At 71.7% G+C, this 23,749-nt stretch carries 22 protein-coding genes; 8 read left to right on the top strand and 14 right to left on the bottom strand.

The window, feature by feature from the left end:
* Positions 1-94 precede the first annotated feature (94 nt).
* Complete coding sequence (locus ACIBO1_RS09415) at positions 95-1,177, bottom strand: DNA glycosylase AlkZ-like family protein (RefSeq protein WP_396743155.1); 1,083 nt, start codon at positions 1,175-1,177, stop codon at positions 95-97.
* Between the two features lie 215 nt (positions 1,178-1,392).
* On the opposite strand from ACIBO1_RS09415, the gene ACIBO1_RS09410 reads away from it, so the two are divergent.
* Positions 1,393-2,487 (top strand): glycoside hydrolase family 43 protein, encoded by a 1,095-nt coding sequence (locus ACIBO1_RS09410; RefSeq protein WP_396743152.1) that lies wholly within the window; start codon positions 1,393-1,395, stop codon positions 2,485-2,487.
* On the opposite strand, the gene ACIBO1_RS09405 is transcribed toward ACIBO1_RS09410, so the two are convergent.
* The 9 genes from ACIBO1_RS09405 to ACIBO1_RS09365 are packed head-to-tail and all read right to left on the bottom strand — an operon-like array spanning position 2,471 to position 11,979.
* The gene (locus tag ACIBO1_RS09405; protein ID WP_396743149.1) at positions 2,471-3,301 is read right to left on the bottom strand and encodes an SMP-30/gluconolactonase/LRE family protein; all 831 of its coding nucleotides are present in this window, start codon (positions 3,299-3,301) and stop codon (positions 2,471-2,473) included. The genes ACIBO1_RS09410 and ACIBO1_RS09405 overlap by 17 nt on opposite strands.
* Positions 3,301-4,137: an SDR family NAD(P)-dependent oxidoreductase gene (locus ACIBO1_RS09400; protein ID WP_396743146.1), complete on the bottom strand. Its 837-nt coding sequence runs from the start codon at positions 4,135-4,137 to the stop codon at positions 3,301-3,303. Before ACIBO1_RS09400 ends, ACIBO1_RS09405 begins: the two co-directional genes overlap by 1 nt.
* Positions 4,134-5,135: an ABC transporter ATP-binding protein gene (locus tag ACIBO1_RS09395; RefSeq protein ID WP_396743143.1), complete on the bottom strand. Its 1,002-nt coding sequence runs from the start codon at positions 5,133-5,135 to the stop codon at positions 4,134-4,136. Before ACIBO1_RS09395 ends, ACIBO1_RS09400 begins: the two co-directional genes overlap by 4 nt.
* Positions 5,128-6,120 carry an ABC transporter ATP-binding protein gene (locus ACIBO1_RS09390; RefSeq protein WP_396743140.1) on the bottom strand — a complete coding sequence of 331 codons (993 nt, stop codon included), beginning with the start codon at positions 6,118-6,120 and terminating at the stop codon, positions 5,128-5,130. Before ACIBO1_RS09390 ends, ACIBO1_RS09395 begins: the two co-directional genes overlap by 8 nt.
* A gap of 39 nt (positions 6,121-6,159) precedes the next feature.
* Positions 6,160-7,677, bottom strand: a complete 1,518-nt coding sequence (locus ACIBO1_RS09385) for an ABC transporter substrate-binding protein (protein WP_396743137.1) — start codon at positions 7,675-7,677, stop codon at positions 6,160-6,162.
* Between the two features lie 41 nt (positions 7,678-7,718).
* Positions 7,719-8,597 carry an ABC transporter permease gene (locus ACIBO1_RS09380; RefSeq protein WP_396743134.1) on the bottom strand — a complete coding sequence of 293 codons (879 nt, stop codon included), beginning with the start codon at positions 8,595-8,597 and terminating at the stop codon, positions 7,719-7,721.
* Complete coding sequence (gene nikB, locus ACIBO1_RS09375; protein ID WP_396743131.1) at positions 8,597-9,520, bottom strand: nickel ABC transporter permease; 924 nt, start codon at positions 9,518-9,520, stop codon at positions 8,597-8,599. The genes ACIBO1_RS09380 and nikB overlap by 1 nt, the downstream gene beginning before the upstream one ends.
* A 36-nt stretch (positions 9,521-9,556) precedes the next feature.
* Positions 9,557-10,993 carry an aldehyde dehydrogenase family protein gene (locus tag ACIBO1_RS09370; RefSeq protein WP_396743128.1) on the bottom strand — a complete coding sequence of 479 codons (1,437 nt, stop codon included), beginning with the start codon at positions 10,991-10,993 and terminating at the stop codon, positions 9,557-9,559.
* Positions 10,990-11,979 (bottom strand): Gfo/Idh/MocA family protein, encoded by a 990-nt coding sequence (locus tag ACIBO1_RS09365; RefSeq protein WP_396743125.1) that lies wholly within the window; start codon positions 11,977-11,979, stop codon positions 10,990-10,992. The genes ACIBO1_RS09370 and ACIBO1_RS09365 overlap by 4 nt, the downstream gene beginning before the upstream one ends.
* 160 nt (positions 11,980-12,139) lie before the next feature.
* Here ACIBO1_RS09365 and ACIBO1_RS09360 point away from each other — a divergent pair, with 160 nt between their 5' ends.
* The 7 genes from ACIBO1_RS09360 to ACIBO1_RS09330 all read left to right on the top strand — a co-directional run bounded on the left by ACIBO1_RS09360 (position 12,140) and on the right by ACIBO1_RS09330 (position 18,624).
* Complete coding sequence (locus ACIBO1_RS09360; protein ID WP_396743122.1) at positions 12,140-12,796, top strand: RraA family protein; 657 nt, start codon at positions 12,140-12,142, stop codon at positions 12,794-12,796.
* 2 nt (positions 12,797-12,798) lie between these two features.
* Complete coding sequence (locus tag ACIBO1_RS09355) at positions 12,799-13,848, top strand: pyridoxal-phosphate dependent enzyme (RefSeq protein WP_396743119.1); 1,050 nt, start codon at positions 12,799-12,801, stop codon at positions 13,846-13,848.
* The gene (locus ACIBO1_RS09350) at positions 13,845-14,681 is read left to right on the top strand and encodes a creatininase family protein (protein ID WP_396743116.1); all 837 of its coding nucleotides are present in this window, start codon (positions 13,845-13,847) and stop codon (positions 14,679-14,681) included. The genes ACIBO1_RS09355 and ACIBO1_RS09350 overlap by 4 nt, the downstream gene beginning before the upstream one ends.
* On the top strand, positions 14,678-15,172 hold the full coding sequence (locus ACIBO1_RS09345) for a RidA family protein (RefSeq protein ID WP_396743113.1): 495 nt from the start codon (positions 14,678-14,680) through the stop codon (positions 15,170-15,172). Before ACIBO1_RS09350 ends, ACIBO1_RS09345 begins: the two co-directional genes overlap by 4 nt.
* 64 nt (positions 15,173-15,236) lie before the next feature.
* Positions 15,237-16,034 carry an IclR family transcriptional regulator gene (locus ACIBO1_RS09340; protein ID WP_396743110.1) on the top strand — a complete coding sequence of 266 codons (798 nt, stop codon included), beginning with the start codon at positions 15,237-15,239 and terminating at the stop codon, positions 16,032-16,034.
* A gap of 63 nt (positions 16,035-16,097) precedes the next feature.
* Positions 16,098-16,694: a hypothetical protein gene (locus tag ACIBO1_RS09335; RefSeq protein ID WP_396743107.1), complete on the top strand. Its 597-nt coding sequence runs from the start codon at positions 16,098-16,100 to the stop codon at positions 16,692-16,694.
* Between the two features lie 88 nt (positions 16,695-16,782).
* Entirely contained in the window at positions 16,783-18,624 is a 1,842-nt protein-coding gene (locus ACIBO1_RS09330; protein WP_396743327.1) for a thiamine pyrophosphate-requiring protein, read from the top strand.
* Between the two features lie 67 nt (positions 18,625-18,691).
* Here the strand turns inward: ACIBO1_RS09330 and ACIBO1_RS09325 are convergent, their stop codons facing one another.
* The 4 genes from ACIBO1_RS09325 to ACIBO1_RS09310 form a co-directional block, all read right to left on the bottom strand.
* Positions 18,692-20,881: a transglycosylase domain-containing protein gene (locus tag ACIBO1_RS09325; protein WP_396743324.1), complete on the bottom strand. Its 2,190-nt coding sequence runs from the start codon at positions 20,879-20,881 to the stop codon at positions 18,692-18,694.
* Positions 20,882-21,098: 217 nt separating this feature from the next.
* A complete protein-coding gene (locus ACIBO1_RS09320; RefSeq protein WP_396743104.1) occupies positions 21,099-21,914 on the bottom strand; it encodes a hypothetical protein in 816 nt (271 codons plus the stop codon).
* A gap of 173 nt (positions 21,915-22,087) precedes the next feature.
* Positions 22,088-23,197 carry an SPFH domain-containing protein gene (locus ACIBO1_RS09315; RefSeq protein ID WP_396743101.1) on the bottom strand — a complete coding sequence of 370 codons (1,110 nt, stop codon included), beginning with the start codon at positions 23,195-23,197 and terminating at the stop codon, positions 22,088-22,090.
* A gap of 4 nt (positions 23,198-23,201) precedes the next feature.
* On the bottom strand, positions 23,202-23,672 hold the full coding sequence (locus tag ACIBO1_RS09310; RefSeq protein ID WP_396743098.1) for an NfeD family protein: 471 nt from the start codon (positions 23,670-23,672) through the stop codon (positions 23,202-23,204).
* Between the last annotated feature and the right edge of the window lie 77 nt (positions 23,673-23,749).

The following is a 23,749-nucleotide window of genomic DNA, read 5'->3' as shown; positions in this document are numbered from 1 at the left end:
GCCTGGATACCGGTGTTGTATCCAGGCCCGACTCCAACGCCGCCGGTCGTCGTCTGGACCCGGCGCGGCCCGGTGAACGTTTCTGGACACCGCACTAGTCGTCGACGGTGAGTCCGAGCCACGCGGCGAGGCTCTCGATCTCGGCGTGGACGTCGGCGGTCATCGCGGCGGTGAACGGGACGTCCTCGTGGACGGCGTTGACCACGAGTCTGCCGCTCTTGCGGTCGGCGGTCGCGTCCAGCTTGCCGACGAGCCGGTCGTGATGGAGGACGGGCAGGGCGAAGTAGCCCCAGCGGCGCTTCTCCCTGGGCTTGTACATCTCCAGGATGTACTCGAAGTCGAAGAGCTGCTCGGTGCGTACCCGGTCGTGGATCAGCCGGTCGAAGGGGGAGAGCAACGCCGTGCGGCCCTCGAACGGCAGCCCGACGTACGCCGGGTGGACCCGCCAGGTGCCCGGCACGCCCTCCACCACGACCTCCTCACCCGCGTCACCGACGTACGGCGACTCACCCGGGATCTGCGGGCCGGTGGACCGGGCGATGCCGAGGGCCGCGAGTCGGCGTTCGTTGCGGAGCCGGACCGCGACGACGTGATCGATTTCGGGCAGCTCGACGGCGTATACCCGGGTGGGGAGATCCCAGTAGCGCTGCCGGCCCCGGCGGCCGGAGATCGCGATGTGTCCGTGCAGCGCCAGGGATTCGAGCATCTTCGTCACGTTGCGGTTGTTGGTCCAACCCGACGACGGCCACGGCACGACACTGGTGTCGGGGATGTCCCGGGAGAGCAGCGGGCCCGACTCCGCCAGCAACGCCAGGATGTCGCGGCGGAACGACTCGTTGCCGTGCAGCCACTCCCCGATGGTCGGGTGCATCTCGGCACCGCGGGTCTCGGCGATCACGGCGGGCAGGTCTCGGGGTGACCGGATGTAGGCGACCGTCTCCACGAGGGTCCGATCGGTCTCGACCGCCCGGATCAGGTCGGCGGGATCGTAGGTCGGGCCGATGCGGCTCCACAGCACCAGGTCCGCACTCGGCGCGATGGCCGCCGTCGGGTCGATCTGGAGGAACGTCAGGCGCTCGACGACCGCCACCAGATCGGTCGGGCGCGGCGCCGCGAGTAGTTGCGCGTACACCGCGATCTGCCGCGCCTCTGCCCTGCTCAACCGAGACACGACCACCGGCCGACCCTACCCGGTCGACGTCCCGCCCCGCTGCGCTGGCAGTGGGTGGATTTGTTGTCGCTACAGCGACAACAAATCCACCCACCACCCTGCGACCGGTCGGATCGGGTCGATATTGACGCCGACGCATCTCCTGATGATACTCGGAGAGCGCTCTCAGATAACGGGGTGCTCGCCGGAGCAGGCCGCTGTGGCACGACCGAAGGAGCAGCGTGATATCTCACCGTCGACGGATCGCCGGCCTCGCGTCCGCCGCGCTGATGTCCGCCCTGGTGCTCGGGTACGCGACCACCGCCGCCGAGCGGCCGGCCAACGGGACGGACGCGCAGTTGGTCGGGCGGACCACGCTGGGCGGGGCCGACCCGAGCGTCATCCGGGTCGGCGGTCTCTACGTCTCGGCCAAGTCCGCCGACGGTGGCGTCGTGGTGCGTACGGCATCCACGCTGGAAGGCGTCGCCACGGCGACCAAGCGCCAGGTGTGGCGGGACACCGGCAACCTCGGCGAGGTGTGGGCACCGGAGATCGTGCACCACGACGGCCGCTATCACATCTACTTCGCCGCCGGTCGTGGTGCGGCGCACCGGATGTACCACATCAGCTCCGCCACCGCCGACGCCGGATACTCGGCCGCCACCAAGGTCGCCCTGCCCAATGACCGGTGGGCGATCGACGGGGTGCCGTTCACCCACAACGGCCAGCGCTGGTTCGTGTGGTCCGGGTGGGCCGGCGACACCAACGTGGAGCAGAACCTCTACATCGCCCGGATGTCGAGCCCCACCACGACCACCGGCGGCCGCTTCGTCATCTCGCAGCCGCGTGAGCCGTGGGAACGCGTCGTCGGCAACCCATACATCAACGAGGCTCCCCAGCCGATCCGCGACCCGAATGGGCAGTTACACATCGTGTACTCCGCCAACGGCAGTTGGAGCAGCCGATACTGCCTGGCCGACCTGCGGCTGCGGTCAGGCGGCGACCCGACGTACGTCTGGGACTGGTACAAGAGCAACGGCTGCCTGTTCGGTTCGCACGCGGCGGACATGATGTCGGGTTGGCACCCGACGCTGCACGTCGACGGCCCTGGCCACCAGTCGTTCGTCCTGGAGCGCGGGGACATCGCCACCAGCCCACCGTCCGGCAACCGGTTCCCGACCATGTACCACGCGGTGGAGAAGGGCACACCGTACGCGTGGTCCAACCGGTACTGGTACACCGGCACCGCCGTGTGGTGGGGCAACACCACCTACCGCCGGGCCAACGTGCCCGGCGCCACCAGCGACATCGGGTACGGCCTCAAGTTCTTCGAGTGAGCGACGGCAGGTCGACTACGGTGACGGTGTCGCCGAACAGCGAGGGCACCAGCAGCCGATCACCGTGCAGCGCCGCGTGGGACGGCATCCGCAGCAGGTCGGGTGCCTCGATCAGCGTGTCGACCCGGCCGTCGGGCGTGATCCGGACGACCCGGGAGCCCCGGGTGACGGCCAGGTAGCAGGTCCCGTCGGGGGCGACGGTGAGCCCGTCCGGCCCGTCGGCCAGCGCGCCACCGGTGGCGACCGTCCGGCGGCCGGAGAGCCGACCGGGAGCCGTCACGTCGAAGGCGAGCAGGGTGTTGTCCCGGGTCAGCGAGACGTACAGGATCGTGCCGTCGGGGCTGATCCCGATGCCGTTGGGATAGACCAGGTCGGCGGTGGCCACCCGGCACGTGTCGCTCTCCCCCGGGGACGCGTAGCAGACCGAGCCGGTCGGTTCGCCGGCCGTGGCGGTGCCGGAGTCGGTGAACCAGACGCCTCCGGCGGCGTCGACGACGCAGCCGTTCGGGCGGAGCAGCCGCCGGCCGTCGGCGGTGCCGATGCGGGCGGTGAGCGTGCCGTCGGAGGAGATCCGGACCAGTTCCGCGCGGGCCACGTCGCACCCGACGAGGCCGTCCTCGGCGCGGGCGAGTCCGAGGATGCGTCCGCCGGTGTCGGCGAACCACTGCGCGGTGCCGTCGTCGGGGTCGATCCGGACGATCGGGCCGCGCCCCTGCGGGCTGCCCAGGGCGAGTCCGGCGTAGAGGTGCCCGTCCGCGCCGACGCAGACCGTCTCCGGGTGCGGCAGCATCCGGGCCAGCGTGCGGATCCGCATCAGGCGTCCCCGCCGGCCGGTTCGAAAGTGGCGGCGACCCCGGGTTCCTCCACCGGGCTGTACGCCTGAACGCCCAGGCCACCGTCGACCGGCAGCACCACCCCGGTGATGTAGCCGGACTCCGGTCCGGCGAGGAAGCTCGCCGCGGCGGCGACCTCCGCGAGGGTGCCCGCGCGACCGAGGGGGACGAGGCCGGCGCGCCGGGCGACCTCCTCCGGGCCGGCGTCGTCCCAACCCGGGGTACGCACCATCGCGGGGGCGACCGCGTTGACCCGGATGCCGCGTCCGGCCAGGTCCAGCGCCAGGGCGCGGGTCATCGCCTCAAGGCCGCCCTTGCTGGCCACGTACGCGGCGTTGCCCCGGAACGCCCGGGACCCGCCGATGGAGGAGAGCTGCACGACGGCGGGCGCGTCCCCGACCGTGAGCAGCGGCAGCGTGGCCTGGACCAGCGCGAGCGGGGCGACGAGGTTCACCTCCAGCACAGCCCGCAGGTGCGCGGCCGTCTCCCGGCCCACCGGCGCCCGGGGCGGACCGACCGCCGCGTTGTTGACCAGGACGTCGAGCCCGCCCCAGTCGGCACGGAGCCGGTCGACGGCGGCCTCGACGGCCGATGCGTCGGTCACGTCAGCGGAAAGCCAGGTCAGCCCGGCGGTGGGCGGAGTGTCCAGCGCCGCAGCGGCCGGATGCTCGGGTCGCCGCCGGGCCGGTCCGGCGATGGTCGAGGTCTCGGGCGGTCGGTCCAGTCCGGCGACCCGCCAGCCACGGGCCAGGAAGGCGGCGACCAGTTCGCCGCCGATCGCCCCGGCGGCGCCGGTGACCAGGACGCGTCTGCTCATCGGGAGACCGCCGGAGCGGACACGACCGGGCAGGCCCACTGGTGTCGCTCCCCCACCAACGGCGGCCGGTGCTCGGCGCACTCCGGTCGGGCCAGCCAACAGCGGGTGCGGAACGGGCAGCCCGACGGCGGGTCCGCCGGGGAGGGCAGGTCCCCGGCGAGGACGATCGGCTCCGGGCCCTGCTGCCGCCACGGGAACGGGTCGGGCGCGGCGGAGAGCAGCGCCTGGGTGTACGGATGGGTCGGCGACTCGAAGACCTCCCGCGTCGGCCCCTGCTCGACGACGGTGCCGAGGTACATCACCGCGACCTGGTCGCTGACGTGGCGTACCACGTGCAGGTCGTGCGAGATGAACAGGTAGGACAGTCCCATCTCGGCGCGCAGGTCGGCGAGCAGGTTGAGGATCTGCGCCTGGATCGACACGTCCAGCGCGGAGACCGGCTCGTCGCAGATGATCAGGGCGGGCCGCATCGACAGCGCCCGGGCGATGCCGATGCGTTGCCGCTGGCCGCCGGAGAACTGGTGCGGGTACCGGTCGGCGTGTGCGGCGGTCAGCCCCACCTGTTCCAGCAACCGGACCACCTCGTCGGCCTGGTCGCGGCGTGGCACCAGGTCACGGTGGATCAACCAGCCCTCGCGGAGGATCTCCCGGACCGTCAGCCGTGGGTTCAACGACGCGTACGGGTCCTGGAAGACGTACTGCACCCGGCGGGTGAGTTGGCGACGCTCGGCGGCGCTGAGGCGGGTCAGGTCCCGGCCGTCGAAACGGATGGTGCCTCCGGTGGCGCGTTCCAGACCGATCAGGGCGCGGGCCGTGGAGGTCTTGCCGCAGCCCGACTCGCCGACCAGCGCCAGCGTCTCGCCGGCCCCGATCCGGAAGGAGACGCCGTCGACGGCGCGGACGTGACCGACCGTGCGACGCAGCACGCTGGACCGGATCGGGTAGTGCACCCGCAGGTCCTCGACCTCCAGCAGGGCCGGCTCGGTGGGGTCAGGCATCGTCGCGTACCTCCTCGGAACGGTGGCAGGCCGCAGCGCGTCCCGGGCCGTCGGCGGTGGGCAGCACCTCCAGCGTGGGCCGCTGCTGCGTGCACAGGTCGACCCGCCACGCACACCGGGGGTGGAACGGGCAGCCGGGTGGCAGGGCCTCCGGCGAGGGCGGCGCACCCGGGATCGGGGTGAGCCGTGCGGTCGGCGCGGTGAGTGTCGGCACCGACTGGAGCAGGCTGCGGGTGTACGGGTGGGCCGGGTTCTCGTACACCTGGCGTAGCGCGCCGGTCTCGACGATGCGCCCGGCGTACATGACCGCGATGCGGCTGGCGTGCGCGGCCACCACGCCGAGGTCGTGACTGATCAGGATCAGTGCCATCCGGTAGTCGCGTTGCAGCTCGGACAGCAGTTGCAGGATCTGCGCCTGGACGGTGACGTCGAGGGCGGTGGTCGGCTCGTCGGCGATGATCAGGCGCGGACGCAGGGCGATCGCGATGGCGATCATGATGCGTTGGCGCATCCCGCCGGAGAGCTGGTGCGGGTAGTCGTCGATCCGGCGCGCCGGGTCGGGGATGCCGACCCGGCGCATCAGATCGAGCGCCTCCGCGCGGGCCTTGGCCTTGGACAGGCCCCGGTGCACCCGCAGCGTCTCACCGATCTGCCGACCGATCGGGTGCACCGGGTTGAGCGAGGAGAGCGGATCCTGGAAGACCATGCTGATCTCGCCACCGCGTACGGCGCGCATCCGCCGTGCCGAGGCCGTGGTCAGCTCCGTACCGTCGAAGGTGATCCGGCCGGCGGCGATCCGGCCGGCGGGCCGGGGCAGCAGGCCGAGGATGGCCTGCGCGGTGACGCTCTTGCCGCTGCCGGACTCGCCCAGCAGGGCGAGGGTCTCCCCCTCGGCGACGTCCAGGCTGACCCCGTCCAGAGCGCGCACCGGTCCCACCCGGGAGTCGAACTCGACGACGACGTCATGCAGGGACAGCAGGGACATCAGGTCCTCCTCGTCGGCCGGTGCACCCGACCGGTGCGGTCAGTTCAGCGAGACACCACGGAAGTCGGGCACGTTGGTCGGCGGCGGACCGAAGCCGCTGACCCGGTCGCGCCAGGCGGCCGAGGCGGTCAGTTCGAACGGCCAGGCGCCGGGAGCGTCGGCCCAGAGGATCTCCTGGGCCCGCTGGAGCTTGCGTTGCCGCTCCTGCGGGTCGAGTTCCTCCGAGGCGTCGGCGATCACCCGGTCGTACTCCTCGTTGCAGTAGCCGAGTCGCTTGGCGGCGCAGGTGTAGAGGCGGCCGAGCACGAACTCCGCGTCCTGGGTGACCACGACGCCGTCCTGGATGTTCATGTCCCAGTCGAGGGCCAGCAGGTCGTCGAGCCACTGCCCGGCTTCCTTCTCCTGCATCTCCACGTTCACGCCGACCTCCTTCCAGGCGCTGAGGATCGACTGGACCAGCGGGCGGATGTTGGCGCAGCAGTTCGCGCTCCACTGGATGCTGGTGCTGAAGCCGTTGGGGTAGCCGGCCTCCGCCAGCAGTTGCCGGGCCCGTTGCGGGTCGTAGGTGTAGCCGGGCAGCTGCGCCGCGCCGAACACCGGCTGCGGCACCGGCGCCTGGGCCAGTACGGCGCTCTCGCCGAACAGGTTCTCCTGGATGGAGGAGAAGTCGACCGCGTGCCACAGCGCCTGCCGGACCTTCGGGTCGTCCAACGGCTTGCGCGCGTTGTTCAACCAGATGACGTAGAACGTGGCGCTCGGCCCGCTTTCCACGGTGACGTCGTCGAATCCGCGTACCTGGCTGAGCTGGTCCGGCGGCAGCGAGTACGTCACGTCGATCTCGCCGGTGCGCAGCGCGGTGAGCCGGGCGGCGTCCTCGGAGATCTCCTGGAACTCCAACCGCTCGTACTTGGGCGCGCCGTCCCAGTACGACTCGTTGGCGACCATGTGGGCCCGCTCGCCGGAGCGGAAGTCCTCCAGCTTGAACGCGCCGGTGCCGACCGGGCGGCTCTCGATCTCGCCCGACTCGATCTGGGCCTTGCTGCCGATGTAGGCCATCGAGAGGTTGGTCAGCAGCGAGCCGGTGGCCCGGCTGGTGATGATCTCGACGGTCTGCTCGTCGGGAGCCTTGACCTCCTCGATGGTGGCGAACAGCGGTGCCAGGGCGGTACTCGCCGCGAAGAGCCGGTCCAGCGACGCCTTGACGTCGGCGCTGGTCAGCGGCGACCCGTCGTGGAAGGTCACGCCCTGACGCAGGGTGAACCGGGTGGTGGTGTCGTTGACGTTCTCCCAACTCTCGGCGAGCCGGCCGGTGATCTCGCCGCCGTCGCTGGCGACCAGCGGGTCGAACAGGTGCAGGGCCAGGGTCAGGGTGCTGCGGTCGGAGATGGCGGTGCCGTGCGGGTCGACCGAGAGCATCCGGATCGGCACCCCGACCCGCAGCGTCTGGTCCTGGTCGCCGTCACCGGAACCGCCGCCGCAGGCAGCGCCGACACCGACGAGGGTCATCGCGAGCAGGCCGGCCACCAGGGGCCGACGTGCTCTGCTTATCCATGTCATTGTCTCCTCCATCGTTCGCTCGTGAAGGGTCGGCCGCGACCTCACCGGTGCTTCAGGTGTGGATCGAGCCGGTCGCGGAGTTCGTCGCCGACCACCCCGCAGGCGACGACGAGCAGGGAGAGCGCGACACCGGGCAGAGTGGAGATCCACCACGCGTCGGCCACGTAGCCGCGGCCGTTGGCGATGGTCAGCCCCCAACTCGGGGTCGCGGTCGGAGTGCCGAGCCCGAGGAAGCTCAGGGCGGCCTCGGTGATGATCACCATGCCGAGTTCCACGGTGGCGACCACCAGCAGCGGCGCGGCACAGGCGGGCAGGATGCACCGCCAGATCAGGAAGAGCGGCCGGGCGCCGAGCACCCGGCTGGCGTCGACGTACTCGCGGTTGCGGACGGCCATGGTCTGCGCCCGGGCCACCCGGGCGAAGATCACCCAGATGGTCACCGCCAGCACCGCGATGACGTTGACCAGGCTGGGCCCGAGCAGGGCCGCGATCAGGATGGCCAACAGGATGGAGGGGAAGGCGAGCTGGATGTCGGCCAGCCGCATGAGCAGGCCGTCCACCCATCCGCCGACGAAGCCGGCGACGATGCCGACCACGGTGCCGAACAGGCCGGAGATCAGCAGGGTCGCCACCCCCACCAGCAGCGAGACCCGGGCGCCGATGAAGATCTGGCTGAGCATGCCGCGTCCGACGTCGTCGGTGCCGAACCAGGCCCGGGAGCCGTCGGAGAGCACGGCACCCGGCGGTTGCAGCCGGTCGGCGAGGTTGGTCTCGGTGACGTCGAACGGCACCAGGAACGGACCGATCGCGCCGGCCAGCACGGCCATGCCGATGATGCCCAGGCAGGACCAGAACAACAGGGGCGGAGGGCGACGCCGGGACCGGGTCCGCAGCGCCGTGGTCGAGGTTGCGTCAGCCATCAGTTCACCACCCGCACGCGAGGATCGATGTACGCGTAGAGCAGGTCCACGACCAGGTTCACCAGGACGAACGCGGTGGTGACGAAGGCGATGGCGGCCTGGATCACGGTGTAGTCCCGGTTGCCGATCGCGTCCACGAGCAGCCGTCCCAGGCCGGGCCAGGAGAAGACCTCCTCGACCACGACCGTGCCGCCCAGCAGCGCCCCGAGTTGCAGCCCGGCGACGGTGACCACCGGGATCAACATGTTGCGCAGGGCGTGCCGGAAGAGCACCACGCTCTCGCGCAGGCCCTTGGAGCGGGCGGTCTGGATGTAGCCCTCGCCGAGGACCTCCAGCAGCCCGGACCGGATCAACCGGACCAGGATGCTGGTGAAGGGAAGCGCCAGCGTGACCGCTGGCAGGATCAGGTGTTGCGGCGTGCTGTTGCCGGCGCTGGGCAGCCACCCGAGCTGCCGGGCGAAGATCAGCAGCAGGATGATGCCGACCCAGAAGCTGGGCAGCGACTGGCCGATCAGCGACAGCACCGAGATGGCCCGGTCGGCGAGGCCGCGCGGACGCAGCGCCGCGGCGATGCCGAGCAGGAAGCTGGCCACCAGCGCGATGCAGATCGCGGTCAGCGCCAGGGTGACGGTGGCGGGCAGCCGTTCGATGACCATCTCGAAGGCGTCCCGGTTGTGCCGGAACGACTGTCCGAAGTCGAGTTGGGTCACCCGGCCGAGGAAGCTGGCGTACTGGATCACGACGTTGCGTTCCAGGCCGAGTTCCCGGCGGGCGTCGGCGACCTCCTCGGCGGTGGCGTCGGGGCCGAGGATGACGCTGACCGGGTCACCGGGCACCAGCCGGACCACCGCGAAGACCAGGGTGAGCGCGCCCCACAGGATGACCACGGCGAGCAGGAGTCTCCGGATCGTGTAGTTGATCAAAGGGTCACCACCTTCCGGTTCTGCCGCTGGGCGGGGTCACGGGCGGGACAGGGAGAGGGTCTGCTGCTGGCAGACGGCGCGGACGACGGCCGGGACACCCACCCGGCCGGTCCCGGAGTCCTTGCCCTCCCAGCCGCCGAAGGGCAGGTGCAGCTCCCAGTAGGTGGAGCGGTCGTTGACGACGACGCTGCCGAACTCCAGGTCGTCGAGGGCGTCCAGGGCCCGCCCCAGGTCGGCGGTGAAGACGGCGGTGGACAACCCGTACCCGCTCCGGTTGGCCTCGGTGACCAGTTCCGACGCGGGCAGCGGGACGATCGGGGCGACCGGCGCGAAGGACTCCTGGCGGCTCAGTGCCGCGTCCACCGCGACGTCGCCGACCACGGTGGCCGGCAGGTACTGCCCGGTGGGGAAGCCGGACAGGTGCCGGCCGCCGGTGAGCACCCGGGCGCCACCGCCGGCCGCCGCGCCGACCTGCTCCTCGAACCGGGTGGCCAGCGCGGCCAGGTGGACCGGTCCGAGCACGGTGGCCGGTTGGTACGGATCGCCGGTCGGGTAGTCCCCGGCACGCGCGGCGACCGCCTCGGCCAGCGGACCGGCGATCCGCGCGTCGGCCAGCACCCGGCCGCCGGCACTGCAGATCTGGCCCGATGCGGTGAAGCAGGAGACGGCGATGGCGTCGGCGGCGTGCGCCAGGTCGGCGTCGGCGAAGACGATGATCGGGCCGTTGCCGCCCAGTTCGAGCAGGAGCCGCTTGCCGGCGGCCCGCCGACCCACCGCCGTGCCGGTGGCGGTGCTGCCGGTCAGCCCGACCCCCACCACCTGCGGGTGGCCCACCAGGTACTCGGCCACGGTCGTGTCGTCCGTGGCGACCAGGGTCACCTGCCCCTCGGGCAGGCCCGCCTCGACCATGCACCGCAGCACCAGGTCAGCCGAGGCGACCGTGGTCGGTGCCGGTTTCCAGACGGCGGCGTTGCCGGTGGCCACCAGGGGGCCGAGGTACTCGACCGGGATGTTCACCGGGAAGTTCCAGGGGGTGACCACGGCCCACACCCCGGTCGGCCGCCAGCGGGTGGTCACCAGCTTGTCGGTGGCGGCGACCGGTGGCGTACGCCCGGACAGCCGGACCGCCTCCTCGCCGGCCAGCCGGAAGCCCTCGGCGGCCTTGTCCACCTCGGCCAGCGTGCCCTGGTACGTCCGCCCGGTCTCGGCGGTGACCAGGGCGGCGATCTCCTCGCGTCGGGCGATCAGCCGGTCGGCCACGGCCAGGCAGCGGTCGCGCCGCGCGTACGGGCTGCTGCGCCGGTCGGCGACGACCGCCGCCGACGCGGCCCGGACGGCCTCGTCCACCGTGTCCGGTCCGGCGCGGTGCACCTCGGCCACGACCTCGCCGTCGACCGGGCTGCGCACCTGGTAGCGCGCGGCGGCCGGGTCGGTGTACCGGCCGCCAAGCCAGGATCGGACGTCGGCGCTCACCAGGTGTCTCCGGCACCGATCGGTGCGCCGTCGGCGGCCAGCGAGGCGTGGATCATCTCGACCACCCGGACGGCGGCGAGGCCCTCCTCGCCGGGCACCGGTGCCGGTGCGCCCTCCTCGGCGGCCCGGACGAACTCCTCCACCTCGGTCCGGATGTTGGACACGCCGGTGGCGGCGCGGCTGGGCCAGTTGCGGGTGTCGCCGTTGACCGCGCCGTCGGCGGTGGCGTGCAGCAGGTCGACGTGCCCGAGGTCGATCTCGACGGAGCCGCGTTCACCGACCACCCGCAATCCGGCCAGCGCCCGGTTGGGTCGCCCGTCGGGCAGGGTCCAGTTGTTCTCCATCGAGCCGATCACGTCGTCCTCGTAGCGGACGGTGGCGTAGACGGCGTCGGCGTGGGCGGAGAGCACGGCCCGGCCGAGGGCGGAGACCCGGACCGCGGTCAGCCCGGTGACGAAGCGGACCAGGTCGGCGTCGTGGATGCCGAGGAACCACGCGACGCTGGTGCGTTCGGAGGGTCGTACGGCCACCGCGCGGGTGGTGTCGCGCCAGACGTCGACGTGCCACAGGGGACCGAGCTCACCGGAGCGGACCAGCTCGCGGGCGCGGATCACCCGGGGGTCGAAGCGCAGGATGTGGCCGACCGAGAGGGCGTGCGGGTCGGGTCGGGCGTCGAGGATCTTCTGCGCGTCCACGGAGCTGGTGGCCAGCGGCTTCTCGACCAGCACCCGTACCCCGGCCCGCAGGAACGGGATGGTGGTCTGCGGGTGCAGGTGGTCCGGGGTGCAGACGCTGACCACGTCGACCCGGTCGAGCAGTTCCTCCACGTCGCGGTGCACCGGTACGCCGAACTGGTCGCGGAGCGGCTGTTCCGCAGCGGGATCCGGCTCGACCAGACCGACCAGGTCGACCCGTGGGTGCTGGTGGTAGATCCCGGCGTGGAGCTGACCCATCCAGCCCATCCCCACGACTGCCGCTCTCAGCATCGTCTCTCCGTTTCTCGCGGTTCGGTCGGCTCGGATGCAGCCAGCGCAACCTGTTGCAGGGATTCCTACCAGCCCATTCCACAGGCTGCAAGGGATGTTCTGAGAATGGAACGTCATGTACTGTCCGTGCAACCACGTTCCAATCTATGAATGGAGTTCGATGGAAACCCCGCCGGTCGAGGAGATCTGCCGCCGTTTCGGCAAGCTCTACGTGGCGGCGATCGCCGACGCGCTGGACGATGCCGGGCTGTGGCACCAGGTGATGACAGATGTGCTGCCGCTGACCACCGACATGGCGGTGGCGGGCGTGGCCTTCACCGCGCTGGGCCGCCCCGAACGAAGCACCGACCGTTCCGTACGCCTGGGCGCCCGGATGATCGACGAGCTCTCCGCAGGCGAGGTCGCGGTCTTCGACTGCGCCGGTGACCGGACGGTCGGGCACTGGGGCGAGCTGCTCACCAACGGCGCCATGGCGCGCGGCGCGGTCGGCGCCGTGATCGACGGCGGTGTCCGCGACACCGGCGCGATCCTGCCCCTGAAGTTCCCGGTCTTCAACCGGTTCCGCAGCGCCCGCGACGCCAAGGGCCGCTGGAACGTCGTCGACATGCAGTCCCCGGTGGTCTGCGGCGGCGTCCCGGTGCACCCCGGCGACATCATCGTCGGCGACAGCGACGGGGTGGTCGTCGTGCCCCGCGCCATCGCGATGGACGTGCTCGTCGAGGCCGAGGCGACGGTCCGCACCGAGACGGAGATCCGCCAGCGGGTCCAGGCCGGCGAGTCGGTGGGCGCCCTCTACCAGCAGTACGAACGGTTCTGACCATGGGCGGCGGCACACCGTCCTGGGGACACCCGGAGCCCTGGCTGACCGACACCGTGCGGGCCCTGCCCCGCGTCGGGATCCACCGCTGGCCGGTCACCTGCTGGCCGGCGTCCACCCTGCACCCGGCCGGCAACCCCGTCGTGATCGCCGAGGAGCACGGCGGATTCGCCTTCGGCGGCAACAAGGTCCGTCAGGTCGACGTCCTGCTCGGCCAGGCCCGCGAGGCCGGCGCCGACACCGTCGTCACCTCGGCCGGACCACAGTCCAACCTCTGCCGGGTGGTGGCCGCCGCCGCCCGCGCCGCCGGCCTCGGCGTCCATCTCGTGCTGCGCGGCGAACCACCGGCCGAACCCAGCCGCAACCAGGTGCTCTACGAGCTCGCCGGCGCCCGGCTGCACTGGGTGCGGACCACCGACGCGTTCGATCCCGTCCAGGCCGAGACCATGACCGCCATCGCCGACGAGGCCCGGGCGAACGGGTCGACCACGGCCGTCGTCGACGTCCGCACCACACCCGGAAGCACCCTGTGCGCGTTGGCCACCACCGCAGTCGTCGACGAACTCGCCGACACCCTCGCCGACCGACCGCCGGACCGGATCATGCTCGCCGGCGGGGCCGGCAACACCGCCGGCGGCGTCCTTGCCGCGCTGGCCGCCCGCCGCGCCACCGTCGGCCTGGTGGTCGCCTCCGCACTCGCCCCGGCAGCCCGGTTGCGGGCGCTGGTCCGCGACCGGGCGGCCGCCGCGCTCGACCGGGCCGGGCTGCCCGCCGCCCTGCTCGACGAGGTGTCCCTGGAGGTCACCGACGGCCAACTCGGGGGCGGCCACGGGGTGCCCACCGAGGCGGCCGTGACCGCGCAACGGGCCACCGCGCGGGCCAGCGGCGCGTTCCTCGACCTGACCTACAACGGCAAGGCGATGGCGGCACTGCTCGCCGACGGCCGACCGGGTTCGTGGCTGTTCCTGCACACCGGCGGCTCACCCAACGTCTTCGCCCCGCACCCGTTCCCGTCCGACGTCCCGCACACCGACGAAGGAGCACCGCGATGAGCGACTACCGACTCCACCACATGACCTGGCCCCAGGTACGCGCGGCACTGACCACCGCCACCGTCGGTGTCATCCCGTTCGGCGCCACCGAACAGCACGGGCCCGCGCTCAAGGCCGGCATCGACTACCGGATCGCGGAACGGCTGGCCGAGGAGGTGGTCGCCGCCGCCGACGGTACGGCCCTGATGACGCCACCGATCCCGGTCGGCTTCTCCCCACACCACATGGACTTCCCGGGCACCCTGACCGCCCGGGTGAGCACCCTCTGCTCGCTGCTGGAGGACTACCTGGCCAGCCTGGCCCGGCACGGCCTGGAACGGTTCGTCATCATGAACGGCCACGGCGGGAACCTGGCCTTCCTGCCCGCCTTCCTGACCGAGTACAAGCAGCGCACCGGGCACACCGTGGCGGTGGTCCACTGGTCGATGATGGGCCGCGACGTGGTGGTGGACATCGCCCAGTCCGAGATGTACGGACACGCCTGCGAGGTGGAGACGAGCCTGGCGCTGCACCTGGTGCCGGACGTGGTGGTGACCGAGGAACTGGGCGGCCCCGCTCCCCTGCTGCCCTCGGCGCACGAGCTGCTGCGCGGTCAGGCCATCCCGGACCGGGCCGTCGGCGGGTTCACGCCCCGGTCACTGGCCGAGTTCAGCACCAACGGTGCACTCGGCGACCCGGCCAAGCACGACGTGGAGAAGGGCCGCAAACTCTTCGAGGCGGTGCGGGACCGCACGGTCACGCTGATCCGGCACCTCGCCGAGGCACCGACGGCAGGCGCGATCAGTGCCGAGCGGGCCGCCGCGATCAGCGCGGACTGGGGCGTACGCGGATGAGCGGCACCGACGCCACCGCCCCCGAGCGCCGCCTCGCCGACCTCGGCATCACGCTCCCGCCGGCCCGGACCGCCTCCGGGGCGTACGACACCGTGGTGGTCAGCGGCGACCTGGCCGTGCTCTCCGGACACGGTCCGGTCCGCCCGGGGCACCCGCTGCCCACCGGCAAGCTCGGCGCCGAACTGAGCGTGCCCGACGGGCAGGCCGCCGTACGCCAGGCGACGCTGAACCTGCTCGCCACGCTGCGCGCCGCCGCCGGTTCCCTCGATTACGTGGAGCAGTTGCTGACGCTCACCGTGGCGATCAACGCCACCCCCGGGTTCACCGAGCACGTCCCGGTCGCCGACACCGCCTCGGAGCTGCTGCGGGACGTCTTCGGTGAGCGGGGGCGGCACGCGCGGTCGGCGCTGGGGCACTCGTCGCTGCCCTTCGACGTCCCGGTGTCGCTGGCGCTGACCGCCCGGATAAGGGTCCGAAATACCCAGGACTGAAACCGAGATTGGCCCGGCCGGCCGCTACAGTGTCGATGCCGCAACCCGATATCAGAGGACGCACGTGACTTCCGACAACGGATCGAATCAGAGCATCCTGCGAGCAGTGGCGATCCTCGACGCCTTCCTGCTCGGGCGCCCCGAGTTGCGGGTCACCGACGTGGCGCGGCAGGCCGGGCTCGGTGTCTCCACCGCGTCCCGGCTGCTGAGCACCCTGGAATCCCTCGGCCTGGTCGAACGCGACCCGATCTCCAACCTCTACCGGCTGGGTCCGAAGACGGTGACCCTCGGCGGCGTGGCGCTCAACCAGTCCCCCGTCTACCGCGCCGCCCGACAGACCGCCCAGAACCTCGCCGCCGAGCACGGTCTCGGCGTCAACCTCGCGATCCGCCGCGACGACCACGGCTTCTATCTGGGCAACTTCGAGGGCCGCTCGGCACCCCGGGCGTTCTCGCTGATCGGCCAGTCGATCCCGCTGCACGCCACCGGCCTGGGCAAGGCACTGCTGCTCGGCGTCGACCCGGCGCAGCGGCGGGTCCTGCTGGGCGACACCCTGGTCGGGTTCACCCACCGCACCATCACCGACCACGACCGCCTCGACGCCGAACTGGCCACCAGCGGGGCGCGCGGCTACTCGACCGAGGAGGAGGAACTAGCCCTCGGCCGGGCCTGCCTCGCCGCGCCCATCCGCAACGCCTCGGGCGAGATCGTCGCCGCGCTGTCCATCTCCGGCCCGCTGTCCGCGATCAACCTGGCCGCCCGCGAGGCGGCCCTGGCGACCGCGGTGATCGAGGCCGCCGACGCGGTGAGCGTCGCCCTCGGCCACCACGGCCCCGCCCGGGTCATCGTCAGCCAACGCTGAGCACTGCCGCGCACGTCGCGCCCGGCGTCCTCGTCGGCGCGGGGACGACCGTAGGCTGCCGGCATGACGGGAGATTCCAGGGTCATCGATCTGGACGAGGTGCCTCCGGCGGCCGGCACCGTCCGAGTCTCCCGCGACCGTCGCCCGTCCCGACGCCGCACGACCCTGTACGTCCTCGCCGCCTTCGCCGTCGGGATGGCGGTGAGTGGCCTCGGGGCACGCGAGGCGCGGGACGTCCACCCGGAGCCGGAGAGGCCGCAGATCGTCGCGCTGGTGTCGCATCCGGGCCAGAGCCGCGGCGTGATCAGCAGCGGCAGCGACCGGGTGGAGCTGGACGCGCAGATCATGGTGGTCAACGCCGGAACGGTGCCGCTCCGGGTACGAGTCCTCGACTCCGACCTGCCGGGCCTGCAGATGCGTGGTGGCTCGCCGGTCAGCGCGCTGCGGCCGACAGAGGCCGTCGCCATCGACGTCCGGGTCCTGATCCCCTGCACCACCGCCCTCGGCGTGGGGCCGGAGCCGCTGTACGTGCGCTTCTCCGTGCAGGACGAATCCGCATTGATCTCCGAGCAGCAACAGCCGCTCGCCTTTCAGGGCAGCATCTGGCAGGAGCAGGCGCGCCGGAGCTGCACGCCGCCGGCCGGGGTGGCGAGCGACTGACCGGCTGAACCGGTGGTTTTGTCCTGAGAAGCCGGGGAATGCCGGGCCCACCCTTCGCGGGGTGAGCCCGACCGGAGAGGCGGACCAGGTGAGCGCTGACCACACCCTCGTACCGGCGGACCCGTGGCCACTGCCCCGGGACGCCACCGTCGCCGACCACATCGTGCAGCGGCTCGCCTGCTGGGGTGTGCGGCGGTACTTCGGCTTCCCGGGTGACGGCATCAACGGCATGACCTCCGCCCTGCAACGCACCGACGAGCAGGCGCAGTTCGTCCAGGTACGCCACGAGGAGACCGCCGGCTTCGCCGCGTCCGCCCACGTCAAGTACGGCGGCGGGCCGATCGGGTGCGTCCTGGTCACCAGCGGACCGGGTGCCATCCACGCCCTCAACGGCCTCTACGACGCCAAGCTGGACCACCAGCCGGTGGTGGCGTTGGTCGGACACACCGCCACCACTGCCGAGGGCGGCGGCTACTACCAGGAAGTGGACCTGCTCGCGCTCTACAAGGACGTGGCGGCGGCCTTCCTCGCCCAACTCGACCACCCGTCCCAGGTACGGCATCTGGTCGACCGGGCCTGCCGGACCGCGCTGGCCCGGCGTACCGTCACCGCGCTGGTCCTGCCGCTCGACGTGCAGGACCTCGCCGCCGTGCCCAACCCGCCGCACGCGCACGGCTACTACCACACCAGCAGCGTGCCGAGCAGCGGCCCGACCGTGCCGCCGGAGGCCGACGTCCGGCACGCCGCCGAGGTGCTGGGCAGCGGCGAGCGGGTGGCCATGCTGGTCGGGCAGGGCGCCCTCGGCGCCGAGAACGAGGTACGCGAGATCGCCCACCGGCTCGGTGCCGGGGTGGCCACCGCGCTGCTCGGGTTCACCGCGGTGGACCACCGGGAACCCTGGGTCACCGGCGCCATCGGCCTGCTCGGCACCCGCCCGAGCTGGCAACTCATGAAGGAGTGCGACCGGTTGCTGATCGTCGGCAGCAACATGCCGTACTCGGAGTTCTATCCGGCACCCGGGCAGGCGCGGGCGGTGCAGATCGACCGTGACGGCACCCAGCTCGGCCTGCGCTACCCCACCGAGGTGAACCTGACCGGCGACGCCGCACCCACTCTGCGGGCCCTGCTGCGCGAACTCGGGCCGGGACCGGGACCGACCCGCTGGCGGCAGACCATCGCCGGTGCCACCGCCGCCTGGCGGCAGGCCCAGCGGGACCTGGCCGCACAGCAGGCCGACCCGGTCAACCCGCAGATGATCTTCGCCAGCCTCAGCGAACGACTGCCCGACGACGTGATGCTCGCCGTGGACTGCGGCACCGCCACCGCCTGGTACGCCCGCCACCTCCAGGTCCGACCCGGAATGCTGGCCAGCCTCTCCGGCACGCTGCTCTCCATGGGCGGCGCGATGCCGTACGCCCTATCTGCGAAGTTCGCCCACCCGGACCGCCCGCTGATCGCCCTGATCGGCGACGGCGCGATGCAGATGAACGGCGTCAACGAACTGATCACCGTGGCCAAGTACTGGCGCGGCTGGACCGACCCGCGCTTCGTGGTGCTGGTGCTCAACAACCGGGACCTGGCGTTCGTGAGCTGGGAGCAACGCTCCACCGAGGGCACCCCAATGTTCCCGGACAGCCAGCAACTGCCCGACATCGCCTACCACCAGTGGGGCGAGGTGCTGGGATTGCGCGGCGAACTCGTCGACCACCCCGACCAGGTGCCGCAGGCCTGGGACCGGGCGTTGCGCGCCGACCGTCCGACGGTGATCAACGCGCTGGTGGACCCGGCGGAGCTGATGATGCCGCCGCACTTCACCGCCGAGCAGGCCCGCAAGACCGCCGCGGCCATGCTGCGCGGCGACACCGACTGGGCGGGCATCATCCGCCGCGGCCTGCCGAGCGTGGTCAGCACGTACCGCCCCCGCCGCTGAACTGCTGTTAGGAGGGGTCCCCTGCTATACACCAGGCGATAGCAGGGGACCCCTCCTTACATCCGGGTCAGCCTCGGCCCTGGAACCAGCGGCGCAGGTCGGCCAGCGGACCGTCGCTGGTGCGGCGGTCCGCGACCGGATCCCGCTCGACCGGTCGGCGCGGCGTACCCACCAAATCCCGGCTCGGCGCGGTGAACGCCTGCTCAGGCTCGCCGTCGACCGCGGTGGCGATGATCCGGGCCACCCCGTCGATCACCCGGGACTGCACGGTGGCGCCGACCGAGTCGTTCGGGTCGTCCGGGTTCGCCGCGATGCCAGCGACCGCGACCTGCGGGGTGTACGCGACGAAGCTCTCCGTGGCGGCGCCGTCGGAGCTACCGGTCTTGCCGGCCACCGGGCGCCCCTCCAGGATCCGGTTCACCGCCGTGGCGGTGCCGCCGTTGCACTGCCCGAACGAGGACTGCTGGCCCACCGGGCAGCGGGCCGCGTCGGTGGCGGCCCGGGCCACGTCGGCGTCGAGCACCTCCCGGCAGGACGGGTCACCCACCGGCAGCCGCACACCGTCCGGGCCGGTCACCGACACCACCGGCAGCGGCGCGCAGTAGGTCCCCTCCGCCGCCACAGTCGCGTACGCGTTGGCCACGTCGAGCGGGGTGGTGGCGGACACGCCGAGGGTGAACGCGCCCCAGTCGGCGGCACGCTGGTCGGCGAAGGTCGCGTCCGCCTCGGCTCGGAACGTGATGCCCAGGCGCTGCGCCATCTCCACCACCTTGTCCGGCCCGACCTGCTCGGCCAGCCAGACGAAGTACGTGTTCACGGAGCGACCGAAGCCGTCCCACATCATCCGGTACCCGTCCATCCAGGCCGGGTTGGCGTTGGCCGGGCACCACCGGCCGTCGCAGCTGCTGTCCCCCTCCCCCGGGTACCGGGTGGGCAGCCGGCTCGGCGCGTCGTACCCGGTGGCCAGCGGACGGCCGGACTCCAGCGCGGCGAGCATGGTGAACAGCTTGAACGTCGAGCCGGCCTGGTAGCCGGTCACGCCGGGTCCCCCGGAGATCAGCGGGTTCACCGTGTTCGGGTAGTTGGCCTGCCCGTCCGGGTTCTCCGCGAGGCTGAAGTGACGGTTGACCGCCATGGCGAGCACCCGGCCGGTGCCGGGCTCGACCGCCGCGATCGGCAGGGCGCGCGGGTTGCGGTACCCGTAGACGCTGGTGGCCTGCTCCTGCGCGGTGGCCTGGATCTCCGGGTCGAGCGAGGTGACCACCGTGTAGCCGCCCCGACGCAACGCCTGCTCACGCTCGGTGGGGGTGTCGCCGAACTGCGGTTGCTCCATCCACCACCGGCGCAGGTAGTCGCAGAAGAAGCCCCAGCCGTCCCGACCACCGGCGGTGGCGGCGCAGCCGTTGGCCTGCTCACTGGGGTTCAGGCGCAACTCCTCGGCCTTGGCGTCGGCGGCCTGCTCCGCGGTGATCGCACCGGTCGCGACCATGGAGTCCAGCACGTACGCGCGCCGGGCCAGCGCCGCGTCGGCGTCACCGTCGATCGGGCTGTACGCCTCCGGCGCCTGCACCAGACCGGCCAGCAGCGCCGCCTCGGCGAGGGTCAGGTCCGCCGGCACGGTGGAGAAATAGCGCTCACTGGCGGCGGCGATCCCGTACGCCCCGGAACCGAAGTACGCGATGTTGAGGTAGCGGTTGAGGATCTCGTCCTTGCCGAGGCGCTGCTCCAGCGCGTTGGCGTACCGGATCTCCTGGAGCTTGCGCCCGACGGTCTGCTCGGTGGCCGCGGCCCGCTCCTCGGTCGTCCGGGTCGAGTCGGTCTTGAGCACGTTGCGCACGTACTGCATGGTCAACGTCGAGCCACCCTGCTCGGTGCCGCCCTCGGTGACGTTGGTGACCAGGGCACGCGCCATGCCCCGCAGGTCCACGCCGCTGTGGTCGTAGAAACGCCGGTCCTCGGCGGCCACGATCGCCTGCCGCATCACCGGCGTGATCTCGTCCAGCGTCACGTCGGCCCGGTTGACGTCGTAGAACGTGGTGATCAGCGTCTTGCCGTCGTTGGCGTAGAGGTAGGAACGCTGCGGGGTGGCCGGGGTCTCCAGCACGCCCGGCAGCTCGGCGTAGCTGCCCAGCGCCGCCTTGGCGGTCAGCCCGAACACCAGGTTCACCGGCAGCATGAGGCCCGCCACGACGAGGCCGACGAGCCCGCCGGCCAGCAGGACGGTGAACAGTCGCGACAGTGGCGTAGGGGTGGCCATGGTCACCAGGATTGCCGCGAATGCCACGATCCGACCACCGAATCGGCCCAGTTGTCAGGCAATTCACGGCCAGCTGCCAGGGGCCTTTGCGCTGACCAGCGACGGTGGCTGGACGAGATGCGGACGTACCGGACACCCGACGCAGACGACCGGCGCAAGGAAGGGCCCCCTACTAACGCCTCGTGTATAGGAAGGGTCCCTTCCTTACATCCGGGCATCAGGCCGTGCCCAGCGGTCCGGGCCCACCCGGGCCCGCCGGCCCCAGACCGGACGGACCTGCCGTCGCGACACTGGCACTGGTGGCGTCGCGCAGGATCTCCCGGGGCAGCAGCCGACCGGACCGGTAGGCGATGCCGATGCCGGCGATCAGCACGAAGATCGCCCCGAAGATCTGCAGGGAGCCGATCAGTGCACCACCGAGACCGAGCAGCGGACTGGCGATCATCAGCATGGTGCCGTCGCCCATGCTGAACATCCCCGACCGCGCCACCGCCCATCCGGTGAGCAGCCAACCGACGCTGTAGAAGGTCGCACCGACCAGCACCAGCGACCGGGCGGTGGCGCCGAAGACCGGGGTGTCCTCGGCGAACCCGGCGAAGGGCAGCATCAGCACCGTGCCGGCGATGCTGACCAGCAGCCCGGCGACGGCACTGCGGCGACTGCGGGTGGCGGCGAGCAGGCCGGCCAGGCCGAGCAGGGCCAGCAGCCCGAGCCAGATGGCGGCGACCCACCCGATCAGGTACACCGCGCGGCCGTCGGCCGGGTACGGGTCGTTGCCCACCCCGCCGTCGCTGGCCATGGCCACCGCGCCGTAGAGGATCGCGTACGCGGGCAGCAGCCAGACCGCGGCACGGGCCAGGCGGCGCAGCGACCAGGCCCAACTCGCGTTGGTGGCCGGACCGGGTGGTCCCGGATCGTCGACGAAGGGCAGGACGCCGAAGCCCCCACCGGTCCGTCGGGTGCCGAGCGGCCCGGCGGGGTCGTGTGCCCCAGGTACGTCCGGCGGGGACCACAACCGTTTCAGCGGATCCATCGGTCACCTCGCTCATCCACGAGCGGTGCCGGGACACGCCGAGGCGCCCCGATGCCTGGTCACCACCCGCCTAGGACCGATGGTGGCAGGCACCGGAGCGCCTCATGAGTGTTTCTCGCATTTGTCCGGACGCCGGTCCGGACCGGGTCATCCCGGCCCGGACCCGTCCCGGATCAGCCTCGCTCGCGCTGGTCGGCCGGGTCGTTCAGCAGACTTCCCGGGGAGACCGGCTCCGGTGCGGGCAGACCCTGCGGCTCCTTGCCGCCGGTGGCCTGCGCCTCGGCGACGCGTACCTCGTTGTGGATCTCCTGGGCCGCCCGGGCGGCGGCCTGCGCGGCCTCGGCCGCCTCCCGCTCCACCGCGCTGGCGTCCTCGGACGCCTGCCGGGTGGGTGCGTCGCCGACCATCTGGTTCAGCCCGCCGAGCGCGCCGCCCATACCCTCCAGGGCCTTGGTCAGTTCGGCCGGCACGATCCACACCTTGTTGGCCGTGCCGTTGGCGATCTGCGGCAGGGCCTGGAGGTACTGGTAGGCCAGCACCTTCTGGCTCGGGTTGGCCTGGTGGATGGCGTCGAACACCGTCCGGACCGCCTTGGCCTGACCCTCGGCCTGCAGGATGCGGGCCTGCCGGTCACCGTCGGCGCGCAGCACCGCGGCCTGCTTCTCACCCTCGGCCGAGAGGATCTGCGACTGCTTGTGACCCTCGGCGTTCAGGATCGCGGCACGGCGGTCCCGCTCGGCGCGCATCTGCTTCTCCATGGAGTCGCGGATGCTCGGCGGCGGCTCGATCGCCTTGATCTCGACCCGGGTCACCTTGATGCCCCACCGGCCGGTGGTCTCGTCCAGCACCCCGGAGAGATGCCGGTTGATCTCCTCACGGCTGGTCAGCGCGCGCTCCAGGTCGAGCGAACCGATCACGTTCCGCAGCGTGGTGACGGTGAGCTGCTCGATCGCCTGGAGGAAGTTGGAGATCTCGTAGGTGGCCCGGACCGAGTCGACGACCTTGAAGTAGAGCACGGTGTCGATCGAGACGACCAGGTTGTCCGAGGTGATCACGGGCTGCGGCGGGAAGCTGACCACCTGCTCGCGCATGTCCACCTTCGTCCGCACCGCGTCGACGAAGGGCACCAGGATGTTCAGCCCGGGGTTGAGCGTCCGCTTGTACCGGCCGAGCCGCTCGACCACGTCCTGGCGCTGCTGCGGCACGATCCGCACCGACTTCGCCAGGGTGATCACCGAGATCAGGGCAAATGCTATCAAAAGGACGGGTACGACTAGTTCCATCCGTTCACCTCTCCACTTCGGGTAGCTCACCGGGCGCCGCAACGTCCCGCCAGACCAGGGCTACCGCTCCCTTGACCTGAATAACCTGCACCCGTTCACCGGGTGCCAAAACCTGCGTGGCGTCGTAGGCCCGCGCGCTCCACACCTCGCCGTCGATCTTCACCATGCCCGCAGCAGCGTCGACCTGCTCCAGCACCAGGGCCGACGACCCCTCGATCGCCTCCACCCCGAAGGCGGTCTCGCCGGTCTCCATCGCGGTCTGCTTGTGCCGCTGGATGACCGGCCGCGCCGCGAGCACGGTCAGCGCCGACACGACGGCGAAGACGACCGCCTGTATCGCCACGGGCGCTCCGAGCGCGGCGGCGCCCGCGGCGGCGAAAGCACCGACCGAAAACATGATCAAGAAAAGGGTCGCCGTGAAGATCTCAGCGACCGCCAGTACCACACCCAGCACGATCCACAGCACGGCATCCACGTACCGATCGTGACATGACAATGCACGTGTCATCGAACTGTCATGATCGGGGGCGCCTGACCATCGCCTCCGAAGGA

Source organism: Micromonospora sp. NPDC049903 (genome assembly GCF_044460945.1).
In the GTDB taxonomy this organism is placed as follows: domain Bacteria; phylum Actinomycetota; class Actinomycetes; order Mycobacteriales; family Micromonosporaceae; genus Micromonospora.
This window is presented reverse-complemented; position numbering and strand designations above follow the sequence as displayed.